Raw genomic sequence first — 14494 nt, 5'->3', positions numbered from 1 at the left:
TGCTGTATATGTTCTTAAATAGGACAATAGTAATTGAGTTTTACATTGTATGAAAAGAAATCAATATTAAAAAGTAAAGTTAATATTAAGGAGTTTCCTTATGACAGAACATAAGCCAGACATAATGTATGGTACAACAATTATTACGGTACGAAAAGGTGGAAAAGTCGTGATGTCCGGGGATGGTCAGGTCTCTCTTGGACAGACAATTATGAAAGGTAATGCACGTAAAGTGCGTCGTCTTGGAAAGAACGGAGTGGTTATTGCTGGTTTTGCTGGTGCTACGGCAGATGCTTTTACATTACTGGAGAGATTGGAAACAAAGCTTGAGCAATATCCTGATCAGCTTATGCGTGCTTGTGTGGAACTTGCAAAAGATTGGAGAACAGATCGCTATTTGCGTCGTCTCGAAGCAATGATGCTCGTGGCTGATAAGAAAGTAACTTTGGCTCTAACAGGGCTTGGTGATGTCTTAGAACCAGAAGATGGGGTTATGGCAATTGGCTCTGGAGGAAATTTTGCTCTTTCAGCAGCGCGTGCACTCATGGATTTGGATTTGGATGCAGAAACTATTGCTCGTAAAGCTATGGCTATTGCCGCTAAAATTTGTGTTTACACCAATGATCATTTTACGATTGAAACATTGGATGCAGAATTATCTTCTTTAGAGAAAGCTATTTAAATGTGTGTTGTATTTTCCCCTCGTGAAACTGTTTCTGAACTTGATCGTTTTATTATTGGCCAAAATGATGCCAAACGCTCTGTAGCTATTGCACTGCGCAATCGGTGGCGTAGGCAACAGCTTGATGCGCCGATGCGTGAAGAAGTTATGCCAAAAAATATTTTAATGATAGGGCCAACAGGAGTTGGTAAAACTGGTATTGCACGTCGATTAGCAAAACTTTCTGGAGCACCCTTCGTTAAAGTAGAAGCGACTAAATTTACTGAAGTTGGTTATGTGGGACGTGATGTTGAGCAAATTATTCGAGATCTTGTTGAAATTGCCATTTCTCTTGTGCGTGAAAAGAAACGGGATGAAATAAAAGAAAAGGCTCACGTGAATGCTGAAGAGCGCGTTTTAGATGCCCTTGTTGGTAAAACAGCCAGTCCCGCTACCCGTGATAGTTTTCGCAAAAAATTGCGTGGAGGTGAATTGGATGAGAAAGAGATTGAAATTGAAGTAGCCGATAATAATAGCAATAGTGCTTCAACCTTTGATATTCCTGGTATGCCTGGGGCACAAATGGGTATTATGAATTTATCAGATATTTTGGGTAAAATGGGCAGTCGTACAAAAGTTCATAAGACGACAGTAAGGGATGCTTTTAAGCCGCTCATTGATGATGAATCTGAAAAACTCCTTGATCAGGATCAAATTATTCAAGAAGCGCTTCGTGTTGCTGAAAATGACGGGATTGTTTTTATTGACGAGATTGATAAAATTGCAACTAGGGATGGTGGAGCAAGTGTTGCGGTTTCGCGTGAGGGCGTTCAACGGGATCTTTTGCCTTTGGTTGAAGGAACAACAATTGCTACAAAATATGGGCAAATCAAAACAGATCATATTCTTTTTATTGCCTCAGGTGCATTTCATGTTTCTAAGCCATCTGATTTATTACCGGAACTTCAAGGACGTTTGCCCATCCGTGTGGAGCTAAACCCTTTAACAAGAGAAGATTTACGGCGCATTCTAACGGAACCAGAAGCTAGTTTGATTAAACAATATATTGCTCTTATGGCAACAGAAGAGGTTCATTTAGAAATTACCGATGATGCAATTGATGCTTTAGCAGATATTGCTGTAGATTTAAATGCAAGGATTGAAAATATAGGGGCACGTCGTTTGCAAACAGTGATGGAGCGCGTTTTGGATGAAATTTCTTTCACGGCACCTGATAAAGCTGGAACATCCTTTACAATTGATGCCGCTTATGTGAGAAAATCTATTGGCGAACTTGCTGCTGATATCGATCTTTCACGTTTTATTCTTTAGAGTTATCGCTTGTTTTCTTTATCTGCGCGCTTCGATAATTTTGAAACCATGGGCTTGTTCATGTATCAACACTGTGCGGAAAATATTTTTTAATAATGTTTCATAAGGCAGGTGGCGGTTTGCAACAAAAAGCAGACTGCCGCCTGGTTTTAGGCACTTTGCAGCATTTATAATAAAATTTTTTCCTAATGAAATATCTGTCGTTTGTTGCGTGTGAAACGGTGGGTTTGAAATGATTGTGTCATACAGATTTGTGATAGGTTCATGCACAAGGTCGTGCCAATAAAAATGAATTGAAAAAGGAGCTGTTCTGGATTTAAGGTGCTGTTTTGCTGCTCTCAAAGCGTTGTAGTCTGCTTCATAAAGGTCGAGAGCGGTGAGTTTTTCACTTCTTTCAAGCGCAACGTGAGAAAGATAGCCCCATCCAGCACCAAAATCAGCCATTTTTCCAGAAATAACTTTGGGCATATAAGAAGCAAGTGCAGCGGATCCCGGATCAATACGTCCGTGTGAGAACATACCAGAAGTGGTTTGAAATTTACCAAAAGTGAGCGGTGGTGAGCGCAATTGTGCAATGTTATGTCTCTCAATTTGTTGAGGAACTTGCAACCAAAATACAAGACCATGATTTTTAGACAATTTGTTGGTGATGGGAACAATTGTTTTGACCCACTTCATCATTGAAGCAGCACCAGCAGTTTTATTCCCACTGATTACAATCCATCCATTGGGTTTAACGCATTCTAATAAATCAAGAAAACAATTTTGGTTAAAACCACGATATTTGCTCAAATGTAAAAATGCACCATCATAGCTGAAGGTTTTATCTATTTGGGGAGAGCAGTGAAATTGAGTATCGACAAATTTTAAAAAATCTGGTCGCCAAGGCGTAATAACTTTTAAATTCTGTGCCCATTCTGGAGCTGGGATTTCTGTTAAACCGAAACTTAACCAACATTGGTTTGGATCAGGATATGGGAGTTCATGATTTTCAAAAGGCAAAAATAATAACACATATGACTCTTTCAAAGAAAAATGCCACTCCAATGTTGGGATGGCATTTCATGATACGATAAGAGGAAAAACTTACTCTTCTTTTTTCTTACGGCGGCGCTTATTTTCAGGTTGTTTTTTTTCATCCACGCACTTTTCTTCATTCATCGCTTTATCACCGGTGATTTCCTTTCCGGTTTTTTGATCAACAACCTTCATTGATAACCGAACTTTTCCACGCTCATCAAAGCCCATTAATTTAACCCAAACTTTGTCACCTTCCTTCACAATATCGGTTGTTTTGGTGACGCGTTCTGATGCAAGCTGAGAGATATGAACGAGTCCATCACGAGAACCAAAGAAGTTTATAAATGCACCAAATTCTGCAGTTTTTACAACTGTTCCTTGGTAGACAGCACCAACTTCAGGCTCATCGACAATAGAATGGATCCAGCGTTTTGCTGCTTCAATGGTTTTAGCATCAGCAGAAGCAATTTTAATGGTACCATCATCTTCAATATTAATTTTTGCTCCAGTTTGTTCCACGATTTCCCGAATAACTTTACCACCAGAGCCGATAACATCACGGATTTTATCGACAGAAATATTCATAACTTCGATTCGTGGAGAAAATTCACTCAGCTCAGCACGTGCACTGGTTAAAGCTTTCGCCATCTCATTGAGGATATGGATTCGTCCACCTTTGGCTTGTTCAAGCGCGATTTTCATAATTTCTTCGGTAATACCATCAATTTTGATATCCATTTGCAAGGCAGTAATACCATTTTCTGTTCCTGCGACTTTGAAATCCATATCTCCAAGATGATCTTCATCCCCTAAAATATCAGACAGAACAGCAAAGCGTTCTCCTTCTTTAATCAAGCCCATGGCAATACCAGCAACAGGGCGTGCTAGAGGAACGCCGGCATCCATGAGAGCAAGTGAGGTCCCACAAACCGTTGCCATAGAAGAAGATCCATTGGATTCAGTGATTTCTGAGACAGCACGAATAGTATAAGGGAAAGATTCTTTCGTTGGCAACATGGGGTGAATTGCTCGCCATGCCAATTTGCCATGTCCAATTTCACGACGACCAGGAGAACCAAGGCGTCCCGTTTCACCCACTGAAAATGGTGGAAAATTGTAATGGAGAAGGAATGTTTCCTTATACATTCCCGTTAAGGAATCAACATATTGTTCATCTTCACCAGTTCCTAGTGTTGCAACGACAATAGCTTGTGTTTCTCCGCGGGTAAAGAGTGCTGATCCATGTGTGCGGGGTAAAATACTTACTTCTGATTGGATAGGGCGCACGGTAGAAAGATTGCGTCCATCAATCCGCTTTTGGGTATCAAGAATATTCCCGCGAACAATTTTTGCTTGCAACTGTTTAAATACGGTTGCAATTTGATCTGCACTAAATTGACAGTCTTTTTCTGTTTCTGGCATAAATTTATTGAGGATTTCTGTCTTTAGTGCATCAATTGCAGCATAACGTTCTTGCTTATCAGTAATTGTGTAAGCCTTTCGTATATCCTGTTCTGCTATTTTCTGCACCGCTTTTTCAAGTTCAGAAAGATTTTCAGGAACAAAATCACGAGGATCTTTTGCAGCAACTTCAGCAAGCTTTATAATGGCATCAAGGACAGGTTGAAGGCCTTTGTGACCAAACATCACTGCTCCCAACATGATATCTTCCGATAATTCTTGTGCTTCTGATTCAACCATCAAAACAGCACTTTCTGTTCCAGCAACAACAAGATCAAGTTTTGATTCAGGCATTTCATCAATATGAGGATTAAGAATATATTGTCCATTACAATAGCCAACGCGGGCACCGGCTATAGGCCCCATGAAAGGAACACCTGACAGGGTCAATGCGGCAGAAGATGCAATCATCGCAAGGATATCGGGATTATTTTCGAGATCATGCTGTATAACGGAAACAATCAATTGCGTATCATTTTTATATCCCTCAACGAAAAGGGGACGAATTGGGCGATCAATCAAACGTGAAACCAAAGTTTCATTTTCACTTGGTCGACTTTCACGTTTTAAATAGCCCCCAGGTATTCGACCAACAGCATAGGATTTTTCTTGATAATTAACGGTGAGTGGAAAAAAGTCCTGGTCTGGTTTTGGACTTTTGGCTGATACAACGGTTGCTAAGACAATAGTTTCTCCATAGGTAGCAATCACTGCACCATCAGCTTGACGTGCTATTTTCCCTGTTTCAAGGGTGAGAGGACGCCCAGCCCATTCAATTTCTATCTTGTGCGTTTTGAACATTTTTTATCCTTAATGACCAGTGTTTAAATCTTTGATTGCTCACATTCTGGTTTTGCGTAGCATATTTCCAAGCTCTGGGGTGGACAACATACTTTTTATCTTTGTTACGAGAATAGAGAAGTAAACTGCCTTAAATGCGAAATGATGAGCAGTCCTATCCCATAATAACTTGTCAGTTTTTAAATTTTTTAATTAAAAGCAACACGTTGAAAAAATGGGTGGTTTTTTTTTAAACGCCACCACCATTTTTCTTTTAGCGACGCAAACCTAACTTTTTGATAAGTGTCTGATAACGATTTTGGTCAACTCCTTTAAGATAATCAAGAAGACGCCGACGTTGAGACACCATCTTCAAAAGACCACGACGAGAATGATTATCCTTTTTGTGAGATTTAAAGTGGTTTGTTAAATTAGAAATACGTTCAGAAAGTACAGCAATCTGTACTTCTGGTGATCCTGTATCACCAACTTTATTTGCGTATTCTGCGACAAGAGCTTGTTTACGTTCAGCTGTAATCGACATCGTATTATCCTTTCCAAAAACGAAGAAACATAAAGTCACCCATAGCCGAGATGTCGTTCAGCAAGGGTCTGTGAGGAAACAAGAAGAGTCAAAGACTCTTACCTATTTTCGTCCTTATATAGGAAAGAAGGTTAAAATACTAGTCCTTTACAGCATTTTGAAGTCTTTCTTTAAATAAAAGCTTTTGTTTTGAAATATTGATTTAAATAGAGTTTTATGAGAAGTTTTTTAAAGAATTATGCATCCTTTTGATACAAAGATTATGAGCGTGTGTGTGATAACAAAGATGATAAATACCGATTTGGAGGAAAAAGATGCAGAGCATTTCAACATTAAAACTTTTTCGTAATTCGGTATTTCGAAATCTATGGTCATCTACTCTTATTTCTAATTTAGGGGGGCTGATACAGGCTGTTGGAGCAGGGTGGTTAATGGCGTTGATTAGTTCTTCGCATTCCATGGTTGGGCTTGTTCAAAGTGCCACAACATTACCACTTGTTATGTTTTCTTTGATGGCAGGGGCATTAGCGGATAATTTTAATCGGCGTCAAATTATGTTGTGTGCGCAGATTATGATGATGGTCATATCCATGAGTTTATCTGTTTTAGCCTATATGGGATTTCTAACACCTTGGCTTTTGTTATGTTTTACGTTTTTGATTGGATGTGGCACAGCTTTTTATAATCCTTCTTGGCAAGCAACGATAGGAGATATTGTGAGCAGGGAAAATATTCCTGCTGCTGTTAGTTTGAATAGTGTAGGCTTTAATTTGATGCGGAGTGTTGGTCCTGCTATTGGTGGTGCCATCATTGCAACTTTGGGGGCATCTGCTGCTTTTTTGTTTAATGCTATAAGCTATATTCCTCTTATTGGTGCGTTGTTTTTCTGGAAGTCGAATTATGAAAACAACTCATTACCACGAGAAAGGCTGTTAGGAGCTGTCTCAGATGGTTTGCGTTATGTTGCGATGTCACCTAATCTCCTGAGTATTATGGTTCGAGCGTTCCTTTTTGGTATAGGAGCAATTTCTATTTTAGCACTTTTGCCAATTGTTGCGCATAAAGTTCTTGGAGGAAGTGCCCTTCTTTATGGTACATTGCTCGGTTGTTTTGGGTTAGGAGCCATGACAGCAGGTATTATTAATGCAGTTGTACGGCATCATTTTCGTTCAGAAACAATTATTGCAAGTGCATTTATTGGTTTTGCCTTTTCTTGCTTTTTATTGGGAATAAGCCGTTCACTGATTATAAGCCATATTGCTTTATTTCCTGCAGGGTTATGTTGGGTTTTGGCATTATCATTGTTTAATACATCTGTACAACTCTCTACACCACGCTGGGTTGTTGCACGTTCTTTAGCACTTTATCAAACGGCATCTTATGGGGGGATGGCTATTGGAAGTGCAATCTGGGGAGTTTTGGCTGATGGTTATTCTCCAACAATTGCTTTGAGCGTTTGTTCTCTATTCTTGATTTTTGGTGCTCTTGCGGGGGTAAAATTTAGAATTCAAGAAATTCCTCAGATAGATTTAAATCCTCTTGATCATTTTAGAGAGCCGGAATTATTACTTGACCTCAAAGCAAGAAGTGGACCGATCATGATAATGATCGATTATAAAATTCATGAAAATGATCTTGAAGAGTTTCTCAAAGTGATGACGCGTCGACGCCATATTCGATTACGTGATGGTGCGCGTCAGTGGGTCCTTTTACGAGATCTTGAAAGACCTGAATATTGGACAGAGGCTTATCATATGCCAACATGGGTAGATTATTTACGCCATAATCATCGTCGTACAAAAGCAGATGCAGAAGTCAATAAGCGTCTGCGTCATTTAAATTGTGCTCCTAACGGTATAAGAGTGCACCGCATGATTGAACGCCAAACAATACCTCAAGCCAATGAGATGCTTTTAAAAGTTTCCTCTGATCATCTCCCTTAGGATTAAAACAGTTTTTGTAAATATTAAATATATTAATATTATTTCGATCAATTTGTTAGCATAATCATAAAAAAATTGCTGTTTCAATATTTAATGAATTGATTTATAATGGTTATTTGTTATTTTTCATGTTGAGTGATAGTTCTGAAAATCTTAAGCTTTTCTCGTTTCAAATCTATTTAGAGTAAATCAGTCCATATCTTTGCTTGTACATTATAAACGAGGACTAAAGTATGAGTAAAAAACGATTAAAAAAGAAATAAAAAGCCTCTTATGAATCCTTTAAATGCAAGGATTGTTGCGACATTAAGAGGAAAAAGTGTGTGGTGGTGTTAGCTTATAGCACTGACTTAAATTTTGATATGAATACGGTAAATATAGACAATGAAAAGCACCATATGTTTCTTAATTGATAGAGAAAAATATCTTTCCGCAGAAGGTGGTTGGGAAAAGAATCGATTAAATTGTGAAAATCCGCTTTGGTTTAAATAGACCTTTGTCGAGAGTGCCAATAGCAAGAAGTTGTTCCTTATAGAGGACACAAACTTCCTCTTCATCAAGAGGTACTTTGTGATGATTCAAGAGGATAGAATGGCCTCTTATAATCCTCTGTGCTTGAGTTTCATTAAGGATATAGTGAGGGAGGCAATCCAATGCGGCGCTTGTGTCAATTAAGAGCTCATCAAGTGTTGTGAAGTTTTTTTCAAAAGAACGATTATTTTCATCTGTAGTGTTTTTATTTGGCGGAATGGCTGCTTTTAGTTCCTCCCATGTAATGAGATCTTCTTCATCAAAAGGTGCGACGGCAATACGTCTTAAATCAGCAATATGCCCATAGCAACTGAGATCACGTCCCATATCGCGTGCTAAAGAGCGCACATAAGTTCCTTTTCCGCAGGTTATTTCAAAGACAGAATGCTCTTTGGTAGGCATTTCTAATAACTTGAAAGTTTCTATTTCCACTTCACGGGGCGGAATTTCAACAACTTCCCCTTCACGCGCTAAATCATAGGCACGATTTCCGGCAATTTTGATTGCTGAAAATTGTGGAGGTGTTTGCAAAATAACACCTGTATATTGAGGAAGAAGAGCAAGTATTTCTTCTTGTGTTGGACGTATGAGAGAAGTTTTCGTTATTTCTCCTTCTAAATCATCTGTTGAGCGCTCTTGCCCCCAAGCAATATGAAAACGGTAAGTTTTTTTGCCTTGCATCACGTAAGGGACGGTTTTGGTTGCTTCGCCCAATGCAATGGGAAGGAGACCAGAAGCAAGAGGATCAAGTGTACCCGCATGTCCTGCCTTTTGAGCATGGAAGAGCCATTTGATTTGTGAGACAGCTTCTGTTGATTTCATTCCTTTTGGTTTATCAAATATGACCCAGCCAGAAACAGGACGCCCTTTTTTCTTGTGTTGCCGCGCCATATCTTTAATCCTCATCTGTATCACTATGGTGAAGATCGCGCGCAACCTCAGGCGAGCGAAGGAGGGCATCAATTTTTGAAAAATTATCAAAACTATTATCAATTCGGAAACGCAGTTCTGGCATATATTTCATTTGTCGCAACGCATGACTGATTTCTCCACGGAGAAAACGACTATGTTTATTGAGGGTATCAACAACATCGGTATGAGAAGCATTTTTAAGAGTGCTGAGAGGTGATACAAAGCAAGTAGCAATTTTTAAATCTGGTGACATGCGTACTTCAGAGACAGAAATAACAATATCTTTTAAGATATCATCAAGCAAAATATCACGCTGTAATATATGCGCTATTGCATGACGTACTTGCTCTGCTACTCTAAGTTGCCGTTGTGATGGACCTGCATTTTTCATCAAAGTTTTATCCTTGCTACAAGATCTCTTTTTTGACCATTTAGATAAGGAAAAAGAGATATTGTGTATAAAACCTAATAACTTTTCTCATTTCACAACAGAGTAAAGTTATTGGATTATTTTATAATGTGCGATTAATATGTTCGATACGGAAGGTCTCAATGATGTCTCCTGCACGCATGTCTTCATAATTTTCAAAGGCTATTCCACATTCTTGACCACTTTGCACTTCATTGACTTCATCCTTAAAGCGTTTGAGTGTTTTCAGCTTTCCTTCGTGAATAACGATATTATCGCGGATAAGGCGAACACCGGCTCCTCGTTCTATTTTACCTTCTGTAACACGACATCCTGCAACTTTTCCAATTTTTGTAATGTTAAAGACTTCTAGAATTTCAGCATTACCAAGGAAAGTTTCACGCTGTTCTGGTGAGAGTAATCCAGACATGGCAGCCTTGATATCGTCAACAAGATCATAAATGATGTTGTAATAACGAATCTCAATTCCTTGTGTTTTAGCAAAATCACGTGCTTGCTTATTGGCTCGAACATTAAAGCCAATTACAGCAGAGTTAGAAGCTTCTGCAAGAGAAATATCACTTTCGGTAATTCCTCCAGCACCAGAATGTACAATACGTGCACGAACCTCATCATTTCCAAGTTTTTCCAATGCTGAAGCAATTGCTTCGATTGATCCTTGCACATCCCCTTTTATAATAAGAGAAAATTCCTTAACACCAGTCGTTTGCAATTTTGTCATCATTTGCTCAAGAGAACCACGCGAACCAGTTTGCCGAGCAACAGCTTTATCACGTGCTAATCGTTGTCGATATTCAGAAATTTCACGTGCTTTTGCTTCATGTGTGACAACAGCAAAACGGTCTCCGGCTTGTGGTGTTCCTTGCATGCCTAAAATTTCAATTGGTGTAGAGGGAACGGCTTCTTTGACATGGCGGCCATGGTCGTCAATCAAAGCACGCACACGACCCCATTCATTTCCAGCAACTATAATATCAGAAGGGTGTAATGTACCTTTTTGAACAAGAACTGTTGCAACAGACCCACGTCCGCGATCCAATTTGGCTTCAATGATAACGCCCTCTGCAGTTCGTTGGGGATCTGCTTTCAGATCAAGCATTTCAGCCTGAAGAAGGATAGCTTCGAGAAGTTTATCAAGATTTTGACCAGTTTTAGCAGAAACTTCAACGTCCAAAGTTTCACCACCCATAGTTTCAACAAACACTTCATGTTGTAGAAGTTCTGTACGCACTTTTTGTGCATTCGCAGCTGGTTTATCAATTTTGTTGATAGCAACAATGATAGGTACACCAGCAGCTTTCGCATGATTGATTGATTCAATCGTTTGAGGCATAACACTATCATCAGCGGCTACAACGAGAACAGCAATATCAGTAACACGAGCTCCGCGTGCACGCATAGCCGTAAATGCAGCATGACCTGGTGTATCAATAAAGGTAATTTTTTGACCGTTTTGTTCTACTTGATAGGCACCAATATGCTGCGTAATACCTCCTGCTTCGCCAGAAACAACATTTGCTTTACGAATAGCATCCAAAAGAGAAGTTTTTCCGTGGTCAACATGGCCCATAATGGTTACAACAGGGGCGCGCTGCTGCATGTTTTGAGGATTATCTGTTATATTAAAGATACCTTCTTCTACGTCAGATTCTAAAACACGTTTAACAGTATGGCCAAATTCAACAGCGATGAGTTCGGCAACATCTGCATCAATAACATCGCCAGGTTTCATCATTTGTCCTTGTTTCATCAAGAATTTAATCACATCAACAGAACGCTCAGTCATACGTTGTGCGAGCTCTTGAATGGTAATCGTTTCAGGAAGAACAACTTCGCGAGAAATTTTTTCTCTTGGTTCTTGATTTTGTGCACGCTTAAACTTTTCCTGTCTACGCCGCATTGCAGCCATTGAGCGCCCACGTGCGCTTCCTTCTTCATCCAGTGCACTATTCAGAGTTAGCTTTCCGCGTCTCCGCTCATCAGCTCCTTTGACAACTTTGGGTACACGTATTTCTGATTTAGCAGGATTAGCACGTCGACTATGCCGTTCTTCCTCATTATTGTCATCTATTTTGCGTTTTTCAACCACGGTTGTCTGTTTAGTGGCAATAGGAATATCTGCCTGTTCAATGAGAGGGGGAACAGGTGGAGTCTGCACTGGCGATATTTCTTCTTCTTGTTGGAGATGGATTTCTTTTTCTTTAATTTCTTGCTGTAAAATTTCTTCACGCTCTTTAGCGCGTCTTGCTTCTTCTTCGGCTTGTTCTCGCGTTATTCTTTCTTGGATATGTGCTTCTTCTAACGCGCGAAGTCTCGCTTCCATTTCAGTTGATGAAAGATTGCTTTTGGCCACAGATTCTTGAGGCTTTTTTTCCTCAAAACGCGGTTTAGAACGCTGGGGGGCCACATGCGGCTTTGTAATGGGCTGTAGGGTTTCAGCTTTTTCATCAGGTCGCGTAATTTTACGCCGTTTGGTTTCGACAACGACAGCCTTCGTACGGCCATGACTAAAATTTTGTTTAACCGTGCTCGTTTCCAAGACAGACCTCTTGAGAGTTAGTATCTTCTTGACCGTTGTTTTGTCGTTGTTATTTTCACTCATTGTACTTCCTTCACGGCTTGTGCCGTCATCTCACTAGACTTACTATGCTTGTCGTCACGATAGCTGATCAATCTACATGTCGTTTTGAGAAATCCTTCAGCAGCTTTTGTGTCCAGTAAGGCCGCGTGCATTACAGGATTAGAGCCAAAAGCCACTCGCATTTCATCATTTGTAAATAAAGATATGGTTTTTATAGTCCGATTTGTTTGTTGTTGTATTGAATGGATGGCCTGTGCAATTTTTCGTTTCCCATCTTCTGTTGTTTCTTTAGCATGAAGTACAAGAATAACTTTACCAGAGCGGATAGCAGCGTCAACCTTTGTTGCTCCCATAACAATTGCTCCCGCTTTTCGTGCCATGGAAAGGCTTGAAAGAGCGGCTTTTAGTAAAAGCGTATCAACAACATGCACAAGATTTGGTGTAACTTCAACATCTGTTTTAAAATTTCTATGAAAAGCTTTCTGTTTGATTGCTTTCTCAATAACAGCGTGATGGGCAGAAATCCAAACGCCACGCCCTGGTAAATTCGCTTTAAGATCAGGAACAATTTGGTTATTGGGACCAATAACAAAACGGATCAGCGTTTGTGCTGAAGCATTTTTTCGGGTCACAATGCAAGTCCGTTCATTCATTTAAAGTGTATCCACATCCAAATCATCTGTTTTTTCATTTTCTGCAGAATTTTCATCTTCTACAGGATTTTCTGTAACAAGATCAGCTTGGTCTATCCAGCCTGCTTGTACACGTGCGGCTAAAACCATAGCTTCTGCATCTGCGCGTGTAATATCAAAAGGGGTTAAAATACCAGAAAAATTCTGTGTTTGACCTTCTTTACGTTCTCTCCAACCAGCTAAATCATCAACGGCATAGCCAGCAAAGTCTTCTATTGTTTTTACACCATCCTGACCTACAGCAACCAACATAGCACTTGTCATTCCAGGAAGTGTTCGCAACTCGTCAGAAACTCCGAGCTTTTTGCGTTTTTCATCAAGTTCTTTTTCTTGATGATCAAGATATTCGCGGGCACGACTTTGGATTTCAGCGGCGGTATCATGGTCAAAACCATCAATAGAAGCGATTTCTTCAAGATCAATATAGGCGATTTCTTCAATAGAAGAAAAACCCTCTGATGCCATAACCTGTCCGATCATTTCGTCAACCTCTAAGGCTGCCATAAACAATTTACTCCGTTCAGTAAATTCTTTTTGACGATTTTCAGATTCTTCCTTTTCCGTTAAAATATCAATGTTCCATCCTGTTAGTTGCGAAGCCAAGCGAACATTTTGCCCACGTCGTCCAATAGCAAGGCTAAGTTGATCATCTGGCACAATAACTTCAATCCGTTCAGCATCTTCATCAAGGATGATTTTAGAAACTTCAGCAGGTTGCAGTGCATTAACGACAAATGTTGCCGCATCAGGCGACCAAGGAATAATATCAATTTTTTCGCCTTGTAATTCAGCAACAACAGCTTGTACACGACTTCCTCGCATTCCAACGCATGCTCCAACAGGATCAATGGAACCATCGCGTGAAACAACGGCGATTTTAGCCCGTGAACCTGGATCACGAGCAACAGATTTGATTTCTATAATACCATCATAAATTTCTGGTACTTCCATAGTGAAAAGTTTTACCATAAATTGGGGATGTGTGCGTGAAAGGAAAATTTGTGGACCACGCGTTTCACGGTGTACATCATTGACAAAAGCACGAATGCGATCTCCATAGCGGAATGATTCACGAGGAATTAATTCATCACGGCGAACAATAGCTTCACCGCGTCCTAGATCAACGATGACGTTACCATATTCCACACGCTTAACTGTACCAGAAATAATTTCACCAACTTTATTTTTGAATTCTTCATATTGCTGATCGCGCTCTGCATCGCGTACTTTTTGTACAATAACCTGTTTAGCAGATTGTGCTGCGATACGTCCAAAATCCATAGGAGGTAAAAGATCAGCAAAAAAATCACCAATTTTTGCTTCTGTTTGACGTTTGAGAGCATCAGACAAAGTAATTTCCGTTGTATAGTCTTCAACGACATCAACGATTTTAAGCAGGCGCTGTAATTTAATTTCACCTGTTTTAGAATTGATTTCAGCACGAATATTGGTTTCTTGACCATAACGAGAACGTGCTGCTTTTTGAATAGCATCAGCCATCGCAGAAATGACAATTTCACGGTCGATTGACTTTTCACGTGCAACAGCATCTGCAATTTGCAGAATCTCAAGCCTGTTAGCGCTTGTAGCCATCAATTTTCTCCTTC

Annotated in this window: 11 protein-coding genes; 3 read left to right on the top strand and 8 right to left on the bottom strand. The window is 39.8% G+C overall.

Features of this window, described 5'->3' with window-relative positions:
- Positions 1–100: 100 nt before the first annotated feature.
- Positions 101–682 carry an ATP-dependent protease subunit HslV gene (gene hslV, locus ACFIL2_RS00785; protein WP_375633964.1) on the top strand — a complete coding sequence of 194 codons (582 nt, stop codon included), beginning with the start codon at positions 101–103 and terminating at the stop codon, positions 680–682.
- Positions 683–1993 carry an ATP-dependent protease ATPase subunit HslU gene (gene hslU / locus ACFIL2_RS00780; RefSeq protein WP_375640256.1) on the top strand — a complete coding sequence of 437 codons (1311 nt, stop codon included), beginning with the start codon at positions 683–685 and terminating at the stop codon, positions 1991–1993.
- A gap of 18 nt (positions 1994–2011) precedes the next feature.
- Here the strand turns inward: hslU and ACFIL2_RS00775 are convergent, their stop codons facing one another.
- From ACFIL2_RS00775 to rpsO, 3 genes are all read right to left on the bottom strand, one after another.
- Positions 2012–3007, bottom strand: coding sequence for a class I SAM-dependent methyltransferase (locus tag ACFIL2_RS00775; protein ID WP_375633968.1), 996 nt, complete (start codon positions 3005–3007; stop codon positions 2012–2014).
- A 72-nt stretch (positions 3008–3079) separates the two neighbouring features.
- Entirely contained in the window at positions 3080–5275 is a 2196-nt protein-coding gene (gene pnp, locus ACFIL2_RS00770; protein WP_375640255.1) for a polyribonucleotide nucleotidyltransferase, read from the bottom strand.
- A 253-nt stretch (positions 5276–5528) separates the two neighbouring features.
- Positions 5529–5798, bottom strand: a complete 270-nt coding sequence (rpsO, locus tag ACFIL2_RS00765; protein WP_005774142.1) for a 30S ribosomal protein S15 — start codon at positions 5796–5798, stop codon at positions 5529–5531.
- A gap of 314 nt (positions 5799–6112) precedes the next feature.
- Here rpsO and ACFIL2_RS00760 point away from each other — a divergent pair, with 314 nt between their 5' ends.
- Positions 6113–7741: an MFS transporter gene (locus tag ACFIL2_RS00760; protein ID WP_375613307.1), complete on the top strand. Its 1629-nt coding sequence runs from the start codon at positions 6113–6115 to the stop codon at positions 7739–7741.
- Positions 7742–8200: 459 nt separating this feature from the next.
- Here the strand turns inward: ACFIL2_RS00760 and truB are convergent, their stop codons facing one another.
- From truB to nusA, 5 genes are all read right to left on the bottom strand, one after another.
- Complete coding sequence (gene truB, locus ACFIL2_RS00755; RefSeq protein ID WP_375633972.1) at positions 8201–9163, bottom strand: tRNA pseudouridine(55) synthase TruB; 963 nt, start codon at positions 9161–9163, stop codon at positions 8201–8203.
- A 4-nt stretch (positions 9164–9167) separates the two neighbouring features.
- A complete protein-coding gene (gene rbfA / locus ACFIL2_RS00750; RefSeq protein WP_375633973.1) occupies positions 9168–9575 on the bottom strand; it encodes a 30S ribosome-binding factor RbfA in 408 nt (135 codons plus the stop codon).
- A gap of 121 nt (positions 9576–9696) precedes the next feature.
- Positions 9697–12216 carry a translation initiation factor IF-2 gene (gene infB, locus ACFIL2_RS00745; protein ID WP_375680670.1) on the bottom strand — a complete coding sequence of 840 codons (2520 nt, stop codon included), beginning with the start codon at positions 12214–12216 and terminating at the stop codon, positions 9697–9699.
- Positions 12213–12848: an RNA-binding protein gene (locus ACFIL2_RS00740; RefSeq protein WP_375633975.1), complete on the bottom strand. Its 636-nt coding sequence runs from the start codon at positions 12846–12848 to the stop codon at positions 12213–12215. Before ACFIL2_RS00740 ends, infB begins: the two co-directional genes overlap by 4 nt.
- Positions 12849–14480, bottom strand: a complete 1632-nt coding sequence (gene nusA / locus ACFIL2_RS00735; RefSeq protein WP_375634589.1) for a transcription termination factor NusA — start codon at positions 14478–14480, stop codon at positions 12849–12851. It abuts the gene before it with no gap.
- Positions 14481–14494 lie beyond the last annotated feature (14 nt).

Source organism: Bartonella sp. AP30XZML (assembly GCF_042195945.1).
GTDB lineage: Bacteria > Pseudomonadota > Alphaproteobacteria > Rhizobiales > Rhizobiaceae > Bartonella.
Note: the sequence above shows the minus strand (reverse complement) of the source record. Positions and strands in the feature narration are given on the sequence as shown.

Excerpts from the sequence above, each read along its gene's own strand:
- ACFIL2_RS00740 (WP_375633975.1), bottom strand. The coding sequence starts at position 12,848 with ATGAATGAACGGACTTGCATTGTGACCCGAAAAAATGCTTCAGCACAA.
- rbfA (WP_375633973.1), bottom strand. The coding sequence starts at position 9,575 with ATGAAAAATGCAGGTCCATCACAACGGCAACTTAGAGTAGCAGAGCAA.
- truB (WP_375633972.1), bottom strand. The coding sequence starts at position 9,163 with ATGGCGCGGCAACACAAGAAAAAAGGGCGTCCTGTTTCTGGCTGGGTC.
- hslU (WP_375640256.1), top strand. The coding sequence starts at position 683 with ATGTGTGTTGTATTTTCCCCTCGTGAAACTGTTTCTGAACTTGATCGT.
- pnp (WP_375640255.1), bottom strand. The coding sequence starts at position 5,275 with ATGTTCAAAACGCACAAGATAGAAATTGAATGGGCTGGGCGTCCTCTC.
- ACFIL2_RS00760 (WP_375613307.1), top strand. The coding sequence starts at position 6,113 with ATGCAGAGCATTTCAACATTAAAACTTTTTCGTAATTCGGTATTTCGA.
- hslV (WP_375633964.1), top strand. The coding sequence starts at position 101 with ATGACAGAACATAAGCCAGACATAATGTATGGTACAACAATTATTACG.
- nusA (WP_375634589.1), bottom strand. The coding sequence starts at position 14,480 with ATGGCTACAAGCGCTAACAGGCTTGAGATTCTGCAAATTGCAGATGCT.
- rpsO (WP_005774142.1), bottom strand. The coding sequence starts at position 5,798 with ATGTCGATTACAGCTGAACGTAAACAAGCTCTTGTCGCAGAATACGCA.
- infB (WP_375680670.1), bottom strand. The coding sequence starts at position 12,216 with ATGAGTGAAAATAACAACGACAAAACAACGGTCAAGAAGATACTAACT.